Annotated in this window: 16 protein-coding genes and 1 tRNA gene; 5 read left to right on the plus strand and 12 right to left on the minus strand. The window is 71.8% G+C overall.

All coding sequences use genetic code 11. From position 1 onward, the window contains the following. The first annotated feature begins 11 nt into the window (after window positions 1-11). Complete coding sequence (locus ASF47_RS14825) at window positions 12-941, plus strand: SDR family NAD(P)-dependent oxidoreductase (protein ID WP_056864804.1); 930 nt, start codon at window positions 12-14, stop codon at window positions 939-941. 77 nt (window positions 942-1,018) lie between these two features. Here the strand turns inward: ASF47_RS14825 and ASF47_RS14830 are convergent. Beyond that, window positions 1,019-1,100: transfer RNA gene (locus tag ASF47_RS14830), tRNA-Tyr, on the minus strand. A gap of 138 nt (window positions 1,101-1,238) precedes the next feature. Between ASF47_RS14830 and ASF47_RS14835 the strand changes: the two genes are divergently transcribed. Then, window positions 1,239-1,730, plus strand: coding sequence for a YajQ family cyclic di-GMP-binding protein (locus ASF47_RS14835; RefSeq protein WP_056864805.1), 492 nt, complete (start codon window positions 1,239-1,241; stop codon window positions 1,728-1,730). Window positions 1,731-1,805: 75 nt separating this feature from the next. On the opposite strand, the gene ASF47_RS14840 is transcribed toward ASF47_RS14835, so the two are convergent. Genes ASF47_RS14840 through ASF47_RS14855 form a run of 4 tightly spaced genes read right to left on the minus strand, consistent with a single transcriptional unit; the run spans window position 1,806 to window position 5,595 of the window. Beyond that, the gene (locus tag ASF47_RS14840) at window positions 1,806-2,840 is read right to left on the minus strand and encodes a sulfate/molybdate ABC transporter ATP-binding protein (RefSeq protein WP_056864806.1); all 1,035 of its coding nucleotides are present in this window, start codon (window positions 2,838-2,840) and stop codon (window positions 1,806-1,808) included. A 19-nt stretch (window positions 2,841-2,859) separates the two neighbouring features. Continuing rightward, window positions 2,860-3,690, minus strand: coding sequence for a sulfate ABC transporter permease (locus ASF47_RS14845; protein ID WP_228943171.1), 831 nt, complete (start codon window positions 3,688-3,690; stop codon window positions 2,860-2,862). Further along, a complete protein-coding gene (cysT, locus tag ASF47_RS14850; protein ID WP_056864808.1) occupies window positions 3,683-4,549 on the minus strand; it encodes a sulfate ABC transporter permease subunit CysT in 867 nt (288 codons plus the stop codon). The genes ASF47_RS14845 and cysT overlap by 8 nt, the downstream gene beginning before the upstream one ends. Continuing rightward, entirely contained in the window at window positions 4,546-5,595 is a 1,050-nt protein-coding gene (locus ASF47_RS14855) for a sulfate ABC transporter substrate-binding protein (RefSeq protein WP_056864809.1), read from the minus strand. Before ASF47_RS14855 ends, cysT begins: the two co-directional genes overlap by 4 nt. 254 nt (window positions 5,596-5,849) lie before the next feature. On the opposite strand from ASF47_RS14855, the gene ASF47_RS14860 reads away from it, so the two are divergent. Further along, window positions 5,850-7,796 (plus strand): 2-oxoacid:acceptor oxidoreductase subunit alpha, encoded by a 1,947-nt coding sequence (locus tag ASF47_RS14860; protein WP_056864810.1) that lies wholly within the window; start codon window positions 5,850-5,852, stop codon window positions 7,794-7,796. Window positions 7,797-7,799: 3 nt separating this feature from the next. Beyond that, window positions 7,800-8,885, plus strand: coding sequence for a 2-oxoacid:ferredoxin oxidoreductase subunit beta (locus ASF47_RS14865; RefSeq protein ID WP_056864811.1), 1,086 nt, complete (start codon window positions 7,800-7,802; stop codon window positions 8,883-8,885). 114 nt (window positions 8,886-8,999) lie between these two features. Here ASF47_RS14865 and ASF47_RS14870 read toward each other — a convergent pair whose 3' ends face one another. Next, window positions 9,000-9,413, minus strand: a complete 414-nt coding sequence (locus tag ASF47_RS14870; protein ID WP_056864812.1) for a hypothetical protein — start codon at window positions 9,411-9,413, stop codon at window positions 9,000-9,002. A gap of 93 nt (window positions 9,414-9,506) precedes the next feature. Here ASF47_RS14870 and rarD point away from each other — a divergent pair, with 93 nt between their 5' ends. Beyond that, window positions 9,507-10,418 carry an EamA family transporter RarD gene (rarD, locus tag ASF47_RS14875; protein ID WP_056864813.1) on the plus strand — a complete coding sequence of 304 codons (912 nt, stop codon included), beginning with the start codon at window positions 9,507-9,509 and terminating at the stop codon, window positions 10,416-10,418. A 34-nt stretch (window positions 10,419-10,452) separates the two neighbouring features. On the opposite strand, the gene ASF47_RS14880 is transcribed toward rarD, so the two are convergent. The 6 genes from ASF47_RS14880 to ASF47_RS14905 are packed head-to-tail and all read right to left on the minus strand — an operon-like array spanning window position 10,453 to window position 17,734. Continuing rightward, window positions 10,453-11,463, minus strand: a complete 1,011-nt coding sequence (locus ASF47_RS14880) for a polyprenyl synthetase family protein (protein WP_056864814.1) — start codon at window positions 11,461-11,463, stop codon at window positions 10,453-10,455. Then, window positions 11,460-13,052 carry an NADH-quinone oxidoreductase subunit NuoN gene (nuoN, locus tag ASF47_RS14885; RefSeq protein ID WP_056864815.1) on the minus strand — a complete coding sequence of 531 codons (1,593 nt, stop codon included), beginning with the start codon at window positions 13,050-13,052 and terminating at the stop codon, window positions 11,460-11,462. The genes ASF47_RS14880 and nuoN overlap by 4 nt, the downstream gene beginning before the upstream one ends. Window positions 13,053-13,055: 3 nt before the next feature. Continuing rightward, a complete protein-coding gene (locus ASF47_RS14890; protein WP_056864816.1) occupies window positions 13,056-14,681 on the minus strand; it encodes an NADH-quinone oxidoreductase subunit M in 1,626 nt (541 codons plus the stop codon). Then, window positions 14,681-16,612 (minus strand): NADH-quinone oxidoreductase subunit L, encoded by a 1,932-nt coding sequence (nuoL, locus tag ASF47_RS14895; RefSeq protein WP_056864817.1) that lies wholly within the window; start codon window positions 16,610-16,612, stop codon window positions 14,681-14,683. Before nuoL ends, ASF47_RS14890 begins: the two co-directional genes overlap by 1 nt. Window positions 16,613-16,634: 22 nt before the next feature. Next, complete coding sequence (gene nuoK / locus ASF47_RS14900; RefSeq protein WP_056864818.1) at window positions 16,635-16,934, minus strand: NADH-quinone oxidoreductase subunit NuoK; 300 nt, start codon at window positions 16,932-16,934, stop codon at window positions 16,635-16,637. Beyond that, window positions 16,934-17,734, minus strand: coding sequence for an NADH-quinone oxidoreductase subunit J (locus tag ASF47_RS14905; protein ID WP_056865230.1), 801 nt, complete (start codon window positions 17,732-17,734; stop codon window positions 16,934-16,936). The genes nuoK and ASF47_RS14905 overlap by 1 nt, the downstream gene beginning before the upstream one ends. Between the last annotated feature and the right edge of the window lie 12 nt (window positions 17,735-17,746).

Raw genomic sequence — 17,746 nt, forward strand, 5'->3', positions numbered from 1 at the left:
CAGGAGTCCCCGTGCCGTCCCTCCCCTCCTTCCTCCCCCAGCTCCCGCGCCTGCCCCTGCCGCTGCTCCTGCCGGCACCGGCCGCCGTCGCCCGGGCCGCCGGGCTGCTGCGCCGCTCCGACGCCGGACCCCACCCGCGGGTCGTGGTGGTCACGGGCGCCTCGAGCGGCATCGGCCGCGCCACCGCCCTGGAGCTGTCGCGCCGCGGTGACCACGTCGTGCTCGTCGCTCGCCGCGAGGAGGTGCTCGACGAGGTCGCCGAGGTGTGCCGCGACGAGGGCGCCGCCTCCGCGCTGGTGCTGCCCGCCGACCTCGACGCCGACGAGGACGTCGCCGCGCTGGTCGACCTCGTGCTCGAGCGCCACGGCCGCGTCGACGCTCTCGTGCACTCGGCCGGGGTCGTGGCCTACGGGCGCGCCGAGGAGCTCGACGCCGAGACCTTCGACGCCGTCGTGCGCACCAACCTGCTGGCCTCGGCCAACGTGGCCCGCCACACCATGCGCGTGCTGCGACGCCAGGAGCGCGGCGTGCTTGTGCTGGTGGGCTCCCTGCTCGGGCACGTCGCCGTGCCCGACATGACGCCCTACGTCGTGAGCAAGTGGGGCGTGCGCGCCCTGGCCCGCCAGCTGCAGATCGAGAGCTCCGACCTCCCGCACGTGCACGTCTGCCACGTCTCGCCGGGCAGCGTCGACACCCCGATCTACGACAGCGCCCTCGACTCCGCCGGCATGGTCAACCGGCCCCCGCCGCCGAGCATCAGCCCCGAGCGGGTGGGCCGCCAGCTCGTCGCCTGCCTCGACGCCCCCGGCCCGCGGGCCCAGACCGGCCTGACCAACTACGCCCTGGTCGCGGCCTTCACCCTGGCCCCGGCGGTGTGGGACCGAGCGATCGGGCCGGCCTTCGACCTGCTCTCGCGGCGCCCCGCCGGCACCCAGGACTGACCCCGACCGGGTCGGGCCCGCCTGGGCCGGGCCGCAGACGAGGAACGCCCCCGGTCGGTGGAGACCGGGGGCGCTCGTGGCAGGTGAAGGATTCGAACCTTCGAAGGCAAAGCCGACGGATTTACAGTCCGCTCCCATTGGCCGCTCGGGCAACCTGCCGGGTGTCGCTCGCCCCCGGCTTGGCCGGAGGACGACGAGGCGAAACAATAGCGCAGCCCCCGGCACAGGAGGAAAACACCGGCCGGGGCCGACCCGATCACCCGCAGCGACCAGCTGCCACCAGCGCAGAGGACCGACATGGCCGACTCGTCGTTCGACATCGTCAGCAAGCTCGACCGCCAGGAGGTCGACAACGCCCTGGGGCAGACCGCCCGCGAGATCGCGACCCGCTTCGACTTCAAGGGCACCGGCGCCACCATCGAGTGGCAGGGCGACCAGGCCATCGAGATCAGCGCCTCGGCCGACGACCGCGCCAGCGCCGTGCTCGACGTCTTCAAGGGCAAGCTCGTCAAGCGCGACGTCAGCCTCAAGGTGCTCGACGCCTCCGAGCCGCGCCAGTCGGGCCAGCAGAGCAAGATCGCGATCGCGCTCAAGGAGGGCATCACCTCCGAGGACGCCAAGAAGATCTCCAAGCTGATCCGCGACGAGGGCCCCAAGGGCGTCAAGGCCCAGATCCAGGGCGACGAGCTGCGGGTGTCGTCGAAGAAGCGCGACGACCTCCAGGCCGTGCAGGCGCTCGTGCGGGGCCAGGACTACGACTTCGCGGTGCAGTTCACCAACTACCGCTGAGGCGCCCCACCCGGCCACCGGACGAGGGGCCCGGCCGCGGGTGGGAGGGTGCGGTCCCACCCGCGGCCGGGAGTCTCAGACCCCCGAGGTGACGGCCGCGCGGCGTCCGGCCGGCGCCATCGAGGAGACCGTCGTGGCGCCGGAGGCCGGCGTCAGCCACACCTGCGTGCCGGCGTCGAGGCCGAGCTGGCGGGCGTGGGTGCGGGTCAGCACCACGGTGGTGTCGGGGCTGGCCTGGGCCGAGACCGCGGTCGGGTCACCGTCGCCGGTGCGCACCGTCACGCGGACCTCGAAGCCGACCCGCAGCACACGGGTGACCGTGCCGCGCACCGCGCCGGCGAGGCCGGGCTGGAGCGCGACCTCGACGTCGTGCGGTCGCAGCACGACGCCGCCCAGGGTGGTGACCTCGCCCAGGAAGCCCATGACGAAGTCGTTGGCCGGCTCGTCGTAGAGCTGGTCGGGCGAGCCCACCTGCTCGACGCGGCCCTCGTTGATCACCACGATCTCGTCGGCGACCTCGAGGGCCTCCTCCTGGTCGTGGGTCACGAAGACCGTGGTCACGTGCACCTCGTCGTGCAGCCGGCGCAGCCAGTCGCGCAGCTCCTTGCGGACCTTGGCGTCGAGCGCACCGAAGGGCTCGTCGAGCAGCAGCACGCTCGGCTCGACCGCCAGGGCGCGGGCCAAGGCCATGCGCTGGCGCTGGCCGCCCGAGAGCTGGGAGGGCAGGCGGTGGGAGAACTGGGAGAGGTGGACGAGCTCGAGCAGCTCCTCGACCCGGTGGGCGATCTCCGCCTTGGGCCGCTTGCGGATCTCCAGGCCGAAGGCGACGTTCTTGGCCACCGTCATGTGCTTGAAGACGGCGTAGTGCTGGAAGACGAAGCCGACGTTGCGCTTCTGCGCCGGCAGCCCGGTGGCGTCGACGCCCTCGATCGAGACGGTGCCGGAGTCGGCGGTGTCGAGGCCCGCGATGATGCGCAGCAGGGTCGACTTGCCGCCGCCCGAGGGGCCGAGCAGTGCGGTGAGCTGGCCCGTGGGCAGCGAGACCGACACGTCGTCGAGGGCGACGAAGTCGCCGAACTTCTTGGTGAGACCTGAGACTTCGATGCTCATGGGTGGCTCCTTCGGGAGGTCACGAGTCGTGCTTGGGGCGGAGGAAGGCGACGACGAGGAGGCAGGCGATGCTGACCAGGATCAGCAGGAAGGACGTCGCGTAGGCCGTCTCCTGCTGGAAGTTCTGGTACTTCTGCTCGACGACGAGGGTCGCGGTCTGGGTGCGGCCGGTGATGTTGCCCGAGACGATCTTGACCGCGCCGAACTCCCCGACCGAGCGGGCGAGGCTGAGCACCACGCCGTAGACCACGCCCCACTTGATGCTGGGCAAGGTGATCCGCCAGAACGTCTGGGGCGCGTTGGCGCCGAGGCTGCGCGCGGCCTGCTCCTGGTCGTCGCCGACCTCGACCAGCACCGGCACGACCTCGCGGATGACCAGCGGCAGGGCTACGAAGCAGGTGGCCATGATCATGCCCGGGGAGTCGAAGATGACCTGCACGCCGCGGGCCTCCAGCTCGGGCCCGACCAGGCCGTTGCGGCCGTTGTAGGCCAGCACCAGCGCGAGGCCGACCACGACCGGCGACACCGACAGCGGCAGGTCGATGAGCGCCGAGAGCACCCGCTTGCCGGGGAACTCGTAGCGCACCAGCAGGATCGAGATGGTCACGCCGAAGACCAGGTTGATCACCACGGCCCAGAAGGCGATCATCGCCGTCAGCTGCAGCGCCCCGGTGACCTGCTCGTCGCCGAGCGCGTCGACGAGGTTGCCCAGGCCGTTGCCGAAGGTCTGGCGCACCAGCAGCGCCAGCGGCCAGGCCACGAGGAAGAACACGTAGCCGACGGCCAGGACCCGCAGGCCCCACTTCACCGGCGGCGAGACCATCGTGGTGGTCGTGCCCCGGCTAGCCACGACGCGACACCCGTCGCTGGAGCACGTCGAGCAGCACGATGACCACCAGCGCGATGGCCAGCATCACCGAGGCCAGCGCGGCCGCGGAGGCGGTGTTGCCGTTCTCGATGAAGGTCAGCACCCGCACCGAGACCACCTCGGTCTCGTAGGGCTTGTTGCCGCTGAGCAGGACCAGCGAGCCGTACTCGGAGATCGCGCGGGCGAAGGACAGCGCCGCACCGGCGGTGATGGCCGGCACGAGGCTGGGCAGGATGATGCGCCGGAAGATCGTCGACCGCTTGGCCCCCAGCGAGGCGGCCGCCTCCTCGACGTCGGTCTCGAGCTCCTCCAGCACCGGCTGCACCGTGCGCACGATGAAGGGCAGCGTCACGAAGGCCAGGGCCAGCGTCACGGCGTTGGGCGTGAAGGCCCAGTGCAGGCCAAGCGGGCTGTTGGGCCCGTAGAGCGAGAGCAGCACGAGCCCGGCGACGATGGTGGGCAGGGCGAAGGGCACGTCGATGACGACGTCGAGGGCGCGCTTGCCCCAGAAGCGGTCGCGCACCAGCACCCAGGCGATGACGGTGCCGACCACGACGTTGACCAGCGTGACCAGGACGGCCTGGGAGACGGTCAGGGTGACCGCGGCCCAGGTCTGGTCGTTCTGCAGGACCGAGAGGTAGCGGCCCCAGCCGCCCTCCGCGGCCGCGGCGACCACGGCGGAGAGCGGGAGCAGCACCAGGATGCTGAACCACAGCATCGCGATGCCCAGGCCCAGGCCCGCGCCACGCGTCAGCGTGCTGCGGGGCGTCGTACGGCGCACGCGCCGGGGCCGGCGTCCCTCGGGGGACGCCGGCCGCTCGAGCACAGGGGTGCTGGTCACTCCTCGCCGACCTTGCCGGTCTCCTGCTGCAGCTCGGTGATGATGCCCAGCGGGTTGCCGTCCTCGCCGTCGCCGAAGTAGAGGTCGGCCGCCTCGCCCCAGCCACCGAAGTCGTCGTCGATGGTGAAGAGCTCCTCGGGGGTGGGGAACGGGTCGGCCGGGTCGTTGGCGCCCTCGACCTCGCCCACGTCGACGCCGTCGACGACGGGGCGGAAGCCCGACTGCGCGTAGTCGGCCTGCGCCTCGGGGCTGGTCATGAAGTCGAGGAAGGCCTGGGCGGTCTCGTCGGCGTCGACGGTGACGGCGGCGGGGTTCTCGATGAGCAGGGTGTCCGGCGGCACGACGTAGTCGATGTCGGCGCCGCTCTGCTTGGCCAGGATGGCCTCGTTCTCGTAGGACAGCAGCACGTCGCCGCTGCCGTCGGTGAAGGCCGTGGTGGCCTCGCGGCCGCTGCCGGGCAGGGCGATGGTGTTGTCGAGCAGCGAGGTCACGAAGTCGCGCGCCTCGTCCTCGGTGCCGCCGTTGCCGGCGATGTGGGCCCAGGCCGCCAGGATGTTCCACCGCGCCGAGCCCGAGGAGCCGGGGTTGGGGGTGATGACCTCGACGCCGGGCTCGACGATGTCGTCCCAGGTCTCGATGCCCTCGGGGTTGCCCGAGCGCACGACGAAGACGACGACCGAGGAGGTCGCGATGCCGTTGGTGGCGTTGTCCTTCCAGTCCTCGGCCACGAGGCCGTCGCCGACCAGGCGGGTCACGTCGGTCTCGAGGGAGTAGTGCACGACGTCGGCGTCGGCGCCGGCCTCGACGGCACGACTCTGGTCGCCGGAGGCGCCGTAGGAGGTGGTGAAGTCGCCGACCGACATCCCCTCGCCGGCGTCGGTGCCGACGAAGTCCTCGAAGACCGGCTCGTTGGCCGCCTCCATCACCGAGAAGGCGTTGACGCTGATGGTCTCGCCCGACTCGCTGCCGCTGGAGGTGGAGCACCCGGTCAGGGCCAGCACCCCCGTCGCACCCAGCGCCAGCGCCGCCTTGAGCTGCTTGTTCATCGTGTGTCCCTTGTCCGCCCCTGCACCCAGAGGCTGCTCACCACTCCTGACGGAACAGGAGTGAACAACCAATCTCGCGTAGATTACTGCACAAAAGATGTTTAAGTGACCACTGGTCTGGACAGAGTCGTCCGGCGCGTCGCGCGGGCTCTCGTGGGCGGCGCCGGCGGGGTCGTCCAGCACCTGGAAACCCGGGGCGCCTCGCGTGACGCGGGCTACAGTCCGAAGACGTCCGAGGCGAGGAGTGTCGCGAGGTGTCGAAGCAGGTCAAGCAGCTCGATCGGGTCATCATCAGGTTCGCCGGGGACTCCGGTGACGGCATGCAGCTGACCGGCGACCGGTTCACCCAGGAGTCGGCGGCCTTCGGCAACGACCTGGTCACCCTGCCCAACTTCCCGGCCGAGATCCGCGCCCCCCAGGGCACGCTGCCGGGCGTGTCGTCCTTCCAGGTGCACTTCGCCGACCACGACATCCTCACCGCCGGCGACGCCCCCGACGTCCTGGTCGCCATGAACCCCGCGGCCCTGCGGGCCAACCTGCCCGACCTGCCCCGCGGGGCGACGATCATCGTCGACACCCACGACTTCGGCGGCCGCAACCTCACCAAGGCCGGCTACGACTCCGACCCGCTGGCCGACCTCGGGTCCCCCGGCTCGCCGCTGGCCGACTTCGCGGTCCACCCCGTGGACCTCACCGGCATGACGGTGGGGGCGGTCAAGGAGTTCGGGCTCTCGCGCAAGGACGCCGCGCGGGCCAAGAACATGTTCGCCCTGGGGCTGCTGTCGTGGATGTACGGCCGCCCGACCGACTCCACCGAGGCGTTCCTCGCCAAGCGCTTCGCCAAGGTGCCGGCCATCCGCGACGCCAACCTCGCCGCCTTCTCCGCGGGGTGGAGCTTCGGGGAGACCACCGAGACCTTCGCGGTGCGCTACGAGGTCAAGCCGGCGCCGATGGCCCCCGGCACCTACCGCAACATCACCGGCAACCTCGCGCTGTCCTACGGCCTCGTCGCCGCGGGCGTGCAGTCGGGGCTGCCGGTCTTCCTGGGGTCCTACCCCATCACCCCGGCCTCCGACATCCTCCACGAGCTGAGCAAGCACAAGGCGTTCGGCGTGACGACCTTCCAGGCCGAGGACGAGATCTCGGGAGTCGGCTCGGCCATCGGCGCCTCCTTCGCGGGCCACCTCGGGGTGACCACGACCTCCGGGCCCGGCGTGGCGCTGAAGTCGGAGGCCATCGGCCTGGCGGTCATGACCGAGCTGCCCCTCGTGGTCATCGACGTGCAGCGCGGCGGACCCTCCACCGGGCTGCCCACCAAGACCGAGCAGGCCGACCTGCTCCAGGCGATGTTCGGGCGCAACGGCGAGGCCCCGGTGCCGGTCGTCGCGCCGCAGTCGCCCGGGGACTGCTTCGACGCCGCCCTCGAGGCCACCCGGATCGCGGTCACCTACCGCACGCCGGTCATCCTGCTCTCCGACGGCTACCTCGCCAACGGCTCCGAGCCGTGGCGCATCCCCGACGTCGAGGACCTCCCGCGCATCGACCCGGGCTTCGCCACCGGGCCCAACCACGTGGTCTCCCCCGACGACCCCGACACCCGCGACTTCTGGCCCTACCTGCGCGACGAGGACACCCTGGCCCGCCCCTGGGCCGTGCCGGGCACCCCCGGCCTCGAGCACCGCATCGGCGGGCTCGAGAAGGGCGAGGGCCACGGCAACATCTCCTACGACCCCGCCAACCACGACCGCATGGTCCGCACCCGGCAGGCCAAGGTCGACCGCATCGCCGCCTCGCTGCCGCCGCTGGAGGTCGACGACCCCTCGGGCGCAGCCTCGGTCCTGGTCATCGGCTGGGGCTCGACCTACGGCCCCATCGGCGCGGGCGTTCGTCGCGTGCGCCGTGCCGGCCACCGCGTGGCGCAGGTGCACCTGCGCCACCTCAACCCCTTCCCCGACGACCTCGGGGAGATCCTGCGCGGCTACGACAAGGTCCTCGTGCCGGAGATGAACCTCGGGCAGCTCTCGCTGCTGCTGCGCGCGCGCTACCTCGTCGACGCCGTGGGCTACAACCACGTGCGCGGGCTCCCGCTCAAGGCCGCCGAGCTCGCCGAGGCCATCGGCGCCCTCGTGGCCGAGGCGGAGGGCGTCGAGGTCGACCTGTCCGCACCCGCCGGCGACCCCGCCGACCACCCGGAGGACTGAGCGATGACCACCACCGACCTGCCCGTGCCCGCGATGCGCGGCACCGAGGGCGTGCCCACCCTGGCCGAGGGCGAGAGCCAGACCGGCAAGGACTTCACCTCCGACCAGGAGGTGCGCTGGTGCCCCGGCTGCGGCGACTACGCCGTGCTCAAGGCCGTGCAGTCCTTCCTGCCCGACCTCGGCCTGCGCCGCGAGAACATCGTCTTCGTCTCCGGCATCGGCTGCTCCAGCCGCTTCCCCTACTACCTCGACACCTACGGGATGCACTCCATCCACGGCCGGGCCCCGACGATCGCCACCGGCATCGCCACGGCCCGCGAGGACCTCTCCGTGTGGGTCGTCACCGGCGACGGCGACGCGCTGTCGATCGGCGGCAACCACCTGGTCCACGCGCTGCGGCGCAACGTGAACATGACCATCCTGCTCTTCAACAACCGGATCTACGGCCTCACCAAGGGCCAGTACTCCCCCACCTCCGAGGTCGGCAAGATCACCAAGTCGACCCCGATGGGCTCGGTCGACCAGCCCTTCAACCCCGTGTCGCTGGCGCTGGGCGCGGAAGCCACCTTCGTGGCCCGCACCATCGACTCCGACCGCAAGCACCTCACCGGGGTCCTCGCCGCCGCGGCGGCCCACCGCGGCACCTCGCTGGTCGAGATCTACCAGAACTGCCCGATCTTCAACGACCACGCCTTCGACGGCCTCAAGGACCGCGACTCGGCCGAGCGGGCGGTCATCCCCCTCGTGCACGGCGAGCGGATCACCTTCGGTGGCGGGACACTGGGGCTGGCGCGCGACGCCACCTCCGGCGGTGTCAGGGTGGTCGAGGTGGGCGACGTCGACGAGACCGAGCTGCTCGTGCACGACGCCCACGCCGAGGACCCCTCGACCGCCTTCGCGATCAGCCGGCTCACCGACGCGGGCTACCTCAACCGCTCGCCCATCGGCGTCTTCCGCCAGGTGGAGCGCCCCACCTACGACGACCAGACCCGCGCACAGGTCTCGGCGGCCCGCGACGCGGCCCCGGGCGAGCCGGCCGAGCGGCTGGCCGGCCTCATCGGCGGCGGCGACACCTGGACGGTCGTCTGAAGCCGGGTGGGTGGGCGCCGCGGCTGGGCGCCGAGGCCCCCGCGACGCAGCAGGGCCCCCGACCGCTGGTGCGGCGGGGGCCCTGCGTGGTCGCGCGCCTCAGGGGCGCCCGGCTCAGAGCTTGTAGATGTAGATCGCGTTCGGCGACACCGCGGCCTTGTAGCGCTCGGTGGCGCGGACCTTGACGCGGTAGTAGACGCGCTGGGCGCCACCCTGGGGGCCGTAGACCCGCTTGGTGTAGCGACCGGCGTCGTTGGTCTTCGCCTTGGCCCAGGTCTTGTAGGAGTTCTTGCAGTTGGTGTCGCGCTGGCAGACCTTGCGCTCGACGATGTACTTGATCGGGCCCGAGCCGGGGGTGATGCGGCCCTTGATGAAGAACTTCTGGCCGTCCTGGTCGCCCTTCAGCTCGATGGTGCGAGCCTCCTTGGCCGGGGCCGGCGCAGCGGTCGAGGGGGAGGTGAAGACGAGGGAGATCGAGAGGGCGAGCAGCAGCGACGCGAGGCCGGCGACGAGGCGGGTGATCCGCATGGGGGCTCCTGGGTTCAGGTGTGGGGGACGCCTCGAACCTGCCCCGCGCGGACCGCGGTAAACACCGGTCTCGACCGGACTTATGCTCCCCCGGTGTCCGACTCTCGCCGCGGCGTGGCCCTCGGGGCCGCGGCCTACCTCATGTGGGGCGCCTTCCCCCTGTACTTCCCGCTCCTCGAGCCCGCCGGCGCGCTCGAGATCCTGGCCCACCGCATCGTCTGGTCGGTGCTCACCATGGGCGTGCTCGTGCTGGCGCTGCGACGGACCGCCGGGGTCAGGGCCCTGCTCGCCTCCCGACGCACCACCGCCCTGCTGGCCCTGGCCGCGGTGACCATCACCTGCAACTGGGCCACCTACATCTACGGCGTCACCAACGGCCGCGTGGTCGAGACCTCGCTGGGCTACTTCATGAACCCCCTCGTGACGGTGCTCATGGGCGTCCTGCTGCTCGGCGAGCGGCTGCGTCCGCTGCAGTGGGTGGCGGTGGGCATCGCGGCCTCCGCGGTCGCCGTGCTCACGCTCGACTACGGCCGACCGCCGTGGGTGGCCCTCGTGCTCGCCTTCTCCTTCGGGACCTACGGGCTGGCCAAGAAGACCGCGGGCGCCCCCGCGGTGGAGAGCCTCGCGGTCGAGACGGCCTTCATCGCGCCCTTCGCCGGGGCCTACCTGGCGTGGCTGGCCACCACCGGCACCGCGCAGTTCGGGCAGCACGGCGTCGGGCACGCGCTGCTCTTCACCACCCTCGGCGTCGTCACGGCGGTGCCGCTGCTGTGCTTCGGCGCGGCCGCCACGCGGGTGCCGATGGTGACGCTGGGGCTGCTGCAGTACCTCGCGCCGATCCTGCAGTTCGCCCTCGGCGTGCTCTGGTACGGCGAGGACATGCCGGCCGGCCGCTGGGCCGGCTTCGTCCTGGTCTGGCTCGCGCTGGTGCTCTTCACCGTGGAGGCGGTCGGCCACCACCGGCGCCAGCTGCGGCTGACCGTCGCGGCCTCGAGCGCCGCCTGAGCGGCGCAGCTCGCCCGGAGGAGCCGCCGAGGGCTCAGGCCGTGCGGAGCGCCACGAGGTCGGAGAAGGCCTCCAGGGCCTCCTTCACCGGGCTGTCGGGCAGCACGTCGAGCAGCGCCTTGGCCTCGTCGGCGCGGGCCACGACGTAGGCGCGGGCCTGCTCCATGGCGGGGTGGACGCGCAGCAGGCCCAGGGCCTCGGCGTGGCGGGCGTCGTCGGTGAGGTCACCCGCGAGGAGCTCGAGCAGGCGCGCGTCGGCGGGGTCCTCGGAGGCCCGGGCCATGAGGACGGGCAGCGTCGGCACGCCCTCGCGCAGGTCGGTGCCGGGCGTCTTGCCCGACTCCTGCGACTCCGAGGCCACGTCGAGGATGTCGTCGGAGAGCTGGAAGGCGCTGCCCACGATCTCGCCGTAGGCCGCGAGCGCCTCCTCGACCTCGCGCGGGGCGCCGGAGAAGCGGGCGCCGTAGCGCGCGGAGGTCGCGATGAGCGAGCCGGTCTTCCCGGCCACCACGTCGAGGTAGTGCTGGAGGGCGTCCTCGTCGGGGCCCGGCTCGACGGTCTCCATGATCTGGCCCTCGACGAGCCGGGTGAAGGTCTCGGCCTGGATGCGCACGGCGTCGGCGCCGAGGGTGGCGGTGAGCTCGGAGGAGCGGGCGAAGAGGAAGTCGCCGGTGAGGATGGCGACCAGGTTGTCCCAGCGGGCGTTGGCGGAGTCGGCGCCGCGGCGCAGGTCGGCCTCGTCCATCACGTCGTCGTGGTAGAGCGAGCCGAGGTGGGTGATCTCCACGACGCAGGCCGCCGTGAGCACCTCCGCGGCCTCCGGGTGGGGGCCCGTCTCGGCCGCGAGGAGCACCAGCAGCGGACGGAACCGCTTGCCGCCGGCCTCCAGCAGGTGCCGCGCGGCCTCGGAGACGTAGCGGGTCCGGCCCTCGACGTGGCCGGCCAGCAGCGCCTCGACCTCCGCCATCCGACCGTGGAGACGGGCGGCCAGGGCCTCGTCGGTGACCGGGAGGGCCAGGGCGGCCGGCGCGGGAGAGGACGTCACCTGATGAATTCTCCCGCATGGCCCGCGAGGTCGAGCACCGGGCCGGGCACGATGCCGAGCAGGACCGTGGCGAGCACGCCCACCGCGATGGTCGCCGACGTCAGCAGCGAGGGCGCGACCACCGCGGCCGAGTCGGCGGTGGGTGCGGTGAAGAACATCAGGCGGATGTGGCGGACGTAGAAGTAGATGGCCACGACGCTGGAGAAGATCGCCACCAGCACCACCGGCCAGGCCCCGGCGGAGAAGGCGACGGTGAAGACCGCCCACTTGCCCACGAACCCTCCGGTGAGCGGGATGCCCGCCATCGACAGCAGCAGGAACGCGAAGGCCCCGGCGACCCACGGCGAGCGCCGGCCCAGGCCGGCCCAGCGGTCGAAGGCGGTCGCCTCGCCGCCGGAGTCGCGCACCAGCGTGACGATGGCGAAGGCCGCGACCATCGAGAAGCCGTAGGTGGTGAGGTAGAAGAGGATCGCCTGGAGCGAGGTGACCTGGCCGTCGGCCAGCTCGGCGCTGGTCTGCACGCCGAGGACCCCGGTGAGCAGGAAGCCGGTGTGGGCGATGGAGGAGTAGGCCAGCATCCGCTTCACGTCGGACTGCGAGATGGCCAGCACGGCGCCGACGACCATGGTGAGGATCGCGACCACCCACAGCATCGGCTGCCAGGTCCAGCGGTCGGAGCCGAAGCCGACGTAGAACAGCCGCAGGATCGCGCCGAAGGCCGCGATCTTGGTGCCGGCGGCCATGAACGCCGTCACCGCCGTCGGGGCGCCCTGGTAGACGTCGGGGGTCCAGGACTGGAACGGCACGGCCCCGACCTTGAACAGCAGCCCGACCGCGAGCAGGCCCATGCCGATGGCCAGCAGGGTGTGGTTGCCGGTGTCGGCACGCACGGCCTGGTCGATCGCGGCGAGGTCCATCGAGCCCGCGAAGCCGTAGACCAGGGCGACGCCGTAGAGGAAGAAGCCGGAGGAGAAGGCGCCGAGCAGGAAGTACTTCATCGCGGCCTCCTGGCTCAGCAGGCGGCGACGGCGGGCCAGCCCGCAGAGCAGGTAGAGCGGCAGCGAGAGGACCTCGAGGGCCACGAACATCGTGAGCAGGTCGCCCGCGGTCGGGAAGATCATCATGCCGGCCACCGCGAACATCATCAGCGGGTAGACCTCGGTGTGGTCCAGGCCCTGGGCCTGGCGCTCGGCCTCGGTGCCCGGCAGCGCGGCCGCCTGGCCGGCGAAGGCCGAGACCCCACCCTCGAGGCGACGCTCGGCGAAGAGCAGCACCCCGCCGACCGCGAAGATCAGGACCAGCCCCCACAGGAAGACCGCGGGGCCGTCGATCACCAGGGTGCCGCCCGCGGTGAGCAGGCCGCGCGCGGCGCCGTCGCCGACCTCGGTGAGGTCGAGGCCGACAAGCACGGTGCCGACCAGGGCGGCGACCAGGCCGGCGAGGGCGAGCACGGTCTGGGTCACGAAGCGGCGGGTGCGGGGCACGAAGGCCTCGACGACGACGCCCAGGGCCGCGACGCCCAGCACGACCAGGATCGGCCAGAGGTGGAAGTAGTCGAGGGTGGGCTTGACGAAGGTCGTGGAGTCCATGGTCTAGCTGCCTTCCTCGGCGGACGCCGGAGTCTCGGACTCCGGGGAGGTGACGGTGGGCGCGTCGTCGGTGACCCCGACCCGCTCCAGCAGCGTCCCGACGTAGGGGTTGCTGGCCTCCAGCAACGGCCCGGGGTAGAAGCCGAAGAGGACCAGCCCGACCACCAGCGGCACCAGGACGACGCCCTCGCGCACGGTGAGGTCGGTGCGGGTCGACCCGGTCCCGGTCGCGTCGGGGTCGGCGCCGGTCCCGGTGCCGGGCAGGGCGGGCACGGTCGGGCCGGTCATCGTGCGCTGGTACATCCACAGCACGTAGATCGCGGCCAGGACGATGCCGGTGACCGCGATCGCGCCGACCCACCACTGGTACTGGAAGGCGGCGATGATGACGAGGAACTCCGAGACGAAGGTGCTCAGCCCGGGCAGGCCCAGGGTGGCCAGGCCCGCGATCAGGAACAGCCCGGCGAGCACCGGGGTGACCTTCTCGACCCCGCCCATCTGGCTGATCAGCGTGGTGCCGCGGCGGCGGATGACGAAGCCGGCGGCCAGGAAGAGCGCCGCGATGCCGAGACCGTGGTTGACCATGTAGAGCACGGCGCCGGACCCGCCCTGGGTGTTGAGCACGAAGATGCCCAGCGTGATGAAGCCGAAGTGGCTCAGCGAGGTCAGCCCGATCAGGCGCAGGATGTCGTCCTGGCCGATCGCGATGAGCGCGCCGTAGACGATCGAGACCAGGGCGAGGGCGACCACGACCGGCGTGGCCCACTGCGAGGCCTCGGGGAAGAGCCCGAGGCAGAAGCGCAGCATGCCGAAGGTGCCGATCTTGTCGAGCACGCAGACCAGCAGCACGCTCGTGGCCGGGGTCGCCCGCTCCGTGGTGTCGGCCAGCCAGGTGTGCACCGGGAAGAGCGGGGCCTTGACGGCGAAGGCGATGAAGAAGCCCAGGAAGAGCCACCGCCCGGCCTCGGTGCCGATGTCGAGCTGCTCGAGGTCGGAGAGGAGGTACGACGGGCTGCCCTGCTGGGCGGAGACGACGTAGAGCCCGATCACCGAGGCCAGCAGCACGAGGCCGCCGGCGAGCTGGAACATGAGGAACTTCAGCGCCGCGGCGCTGCGACCCTCGCGGCCGAAGCCCCCGACCAGGAAGTAGGCCGGGATCAGCGTCGCCTCGAAGACGACGTAGAAGAGGAAGACGTCGGTCGCGGCGAAGACCGCCAGCGAGAGCGCCTCCAGGGCGAGGGTCCAGGCGACGAAGGCCCGGCCGGTGCCCTGGCGGGTGCTCTCGTCCTCACCGTCGGGGCCGAGCGGCTGGTCGGTGTCGGACCAGGCGGCGAGCAGCACCAGCGGCACCAGCACGGCGGTGAGCAGGATCAGCAGCAGCCCGAGGCCGTCGACGCCGAGGGCGTAGTGGACCCCGAAGGCCGAGATCCAGTCGTGGGTCTCGGTGAGCTGCATGCCGCCGTCGACGTCGAACTGCGCGGCGACGGCCGCGGCCAGGGCGAGGGTGACCACGCTGACGGCCAGACCGGCCTGCTTGGCCTGCGCCGCGGGCAGCGGGAGCAGGGCCACGGCGACGGAGCCGACCAGCGGCACCAGCACGAGCACCGTGAGCCAGGGGAAGTCGGACATCAGGAGTTCACCACCATCAGGGCGATCACGACGATCAGGACGCCGGCGAGCACCGACAGGGCGTAGGAGCGCACGAAGCCGTTCTGCACACGGCGCAGCAGCCCGCCGACCCCGGCCACGGCCGAGCCGCCGCCGGTGAAGAGCCCGTCGGCGCCGCGGCGGTCGACGCCGAGGAGCAGCGTGACCAGCCGGCGGCCGGGCCGCACCACGACGGCGTCGTTGATCGCGTCGCCGTACAGGTCGGCGCGAGCCGCGCGGACCGCGAACGAGACGTCCTGCGGGGCCGTGCGGGCCACCTCGCGGCGACCGACGAGGAACCACGCGGCGGCGACGCCGACCGCGACGACCGCGACCGTGAGGACGGTGAGCACGATGACCGGCACCGGGGGCTCGTGGTGCGGGGCCTCGCCGACGACCGGGGCCAGCCAGCCGACGATCCAGTCGCCGAGCAGCAGGATGCCGCCGAGCACCGAGAGGGCGGCCAGCACGACGAGCGGCACGGTCATCACCGAGGGCGACTCGTGGGGGTGCACGCCCTCCTTCCACCGCTTGTCGGTGAAGAAGGTCATCAGCATGAGGCGGGTCATGTAGAAGCCGGTCACGCCGGCGCCGACGAGGGCGCACACGCCCGCGACCGGGCTCTCGACCAGCGCGGTCTCGATGATCTTGTCCTTGGACCAGAAGCCGGAGAAGAGCGGGAACCCGATGATCGCGAGGTAGCCCATCGCGAAGGTCAGGAAGGTCACCGGCATCGCCTTGCGCAGCGCGCCGTAGCGGCGCATGTCGACGTCGTCGGCCATGCCGTGCATCACCGAGCCGGCGCCGAGGAACATGTTGGCCTTGAAGAAGCCGTGGGTGATGAGGTGGAAGATCGCGAAGGCGTAGCCGTACACGCCCAGGCCGGCGGCCAGCATCATGTAGCCGATCTGGCTCATCGTCGAGCCGGCCAGGACCTTCTTGATGTCGTCGCGGGCGCACCCGATCACCGCACCCCACAGCAGCGTGACCGTGGCGACCACGACCACGACGGTCTGGGCGTGGGGAGCGAGCTCGTAGACGAAGTTGGAGCGCACCACGAGGTAGACCCCCGCGGTGACCATGGTGGCGGCGTGGATGAGGGCCGAGACCGGGGTGGGACCCTCCATGGCGTCGAGCAGCCAGGCCTGCAGCGGCACCTGCGCCGACTTGCCGCACGCCCCCAGCAGGAGCAGCAGGCCGAGCGCGGTCAGCGTGCCCTCGCCCGCGCCGGAGGTCAGCTCGCTGACCTGCGTGAAGCTGGTGGTGCCGAAGGTGACGAACATCAGGGCGATGGCCAGGCTCAGGCCGATGTCGCCGACGCGGTTGATGACGAAGGCCTTCTTGGCCGCGGCAGCCGCCGACGGCTTGTGCTGCCAGAAGCCGATGAGGAGGTAGGAGGCCAGGCCCACTCCCTCCCAGCCGAGGAAGAGCACGACGTAGTTCTCCGCCAGGACCAGCGTGAGCATCGCGGCGACGAAGAGGTTGAGGTAGGCGAAGAACCGTCGGCGGCGCGGGTCGTGCTCCATGTAGCCGACCGAGTAGACGTGGATCAGCGTGCCGACACCGGTGATGAGCAGCAGGAAGAGCGCCGAGAGCGGGTCGTAGAGGAGGTCCATGCCGACGGAGAAGCCGCCGACCTCCATCCACTCCCAGAGCCGCTGGGCGACCTGGCGCTCGGACTCCTCGCGACCCAGCAGGTCGACGAAGAGCACGACGCTGAGCACGAACGACGCGAGCGCCGTGGCCGTGCCGAGCAGGTGCCCCCAGCGGTCGGTGCGGCGGCCGCCGACGAGCAGCACCGCGGCGCCCAGCAGAGGCAGGGCCACCACCAGCCACAGCAGCGTGGAGGCGCCCTCGGCCTCGAGGGGGGCGACCACGGGGATCGTGTGGCCGCCCTCTGACATGAGGTACATCTGCGGTGTCACCGGTCCTGTCTCAGTACTTCAGCAGGCTCGCGTCGTCGACCGAGGCCGAGCGACGGGTGCGGAAGATGGTCATGATGATGGCCAGGCCCACGACGACCTCGGCGGCGGCGACGACCATCACGAAGAAGGCGGCGATCTGGCCGTCGAGGTTGCCGTGCTGGCGGGCGAAGGCGACCAGCGCGAGGTTGCAGGCGTTGAGCATCAGCTCCACGCACATGAACACGACGATGGCGTTGCGGCGGGTGAGCACGCCGACGGTGCCGATCGTGAACAGGATCGCGGACAGGACGACGTAGGGCGTGGTGTCCATCAGCGGCCCTCCTCCTCGAGCGAGTGCTGCTCGGTGTTGTGGCCGGTGGCGGTGGCCTGCTCGCCGCTGGCACCGCCGGGCACGCCGTCGATGGAGCGGCGCACCTGCTCGATGTCGTCGGCCAGGGCCGGCGCGGAGCGCACGGTGCCGCGCGAGGAGAGCACCCGCGAGACCGAGTCGGGGGCGGGCGTGCCGTCGGGCAGCAGCGCCGGGGTGTCCACGGCGTTGTGGCGCGCGTAGACGCCCGGCGAGGGCAGCGGGCCGAGGTGGGTGCCCTTCTCGCTGAAGTCGCGGACCCGCTGGGCCGCCCGCTCGGCCTGGCCGGCCTTCGGGGTCAGCCGCTCGCGGTGCGCCAGCACCATCGCGCCGACCGCCGCGGTGATGAGCAGCGCGCTGGTGGTCTCGAAGGCGAAGACGTAGCGGCTGAAGAGGATGTTGGCCAGCGCCTCGATGTTGCCGCCGGCGTTGGCCTCGTCGAGGCCCACGACGGTGCCGAGGGTCAGCTGGCTGAGCCCGAGGACGAGCAGCACCCCGAGCACCAGGCCGCCGGCCACCGCGAGCACGCGCTGGCCGCGGATGGTCTCGACGACCGAGTCGGAGGCGTCGACGCCGACCAGCATGAGCACGAAGAGGAACAGCATGAGGATGGCGCCGGTGTAGACGATGATCTGCACGGCGAAGAGGAACGGCGCGTCGAGCGCGGCGTAGAGCACGGCGAGGCTGATCATCACCACCGCCAGCAGCAGCGCTGCGTGCACGGCCTTGCGGACGAACAGGATGCCGAGCGCCGCCAGCACCATGACCGGGGCGAG

It is taken from the genome of Nocardioides sp. Leaf285 (assembly GCF_001422955.1).
Lineage (GTDB): Bacteria > Actinomycetota > Actinomycetes > Propionibacteriales > Nocardioidaceae > Nocardioides > Nocardioides kribbensis.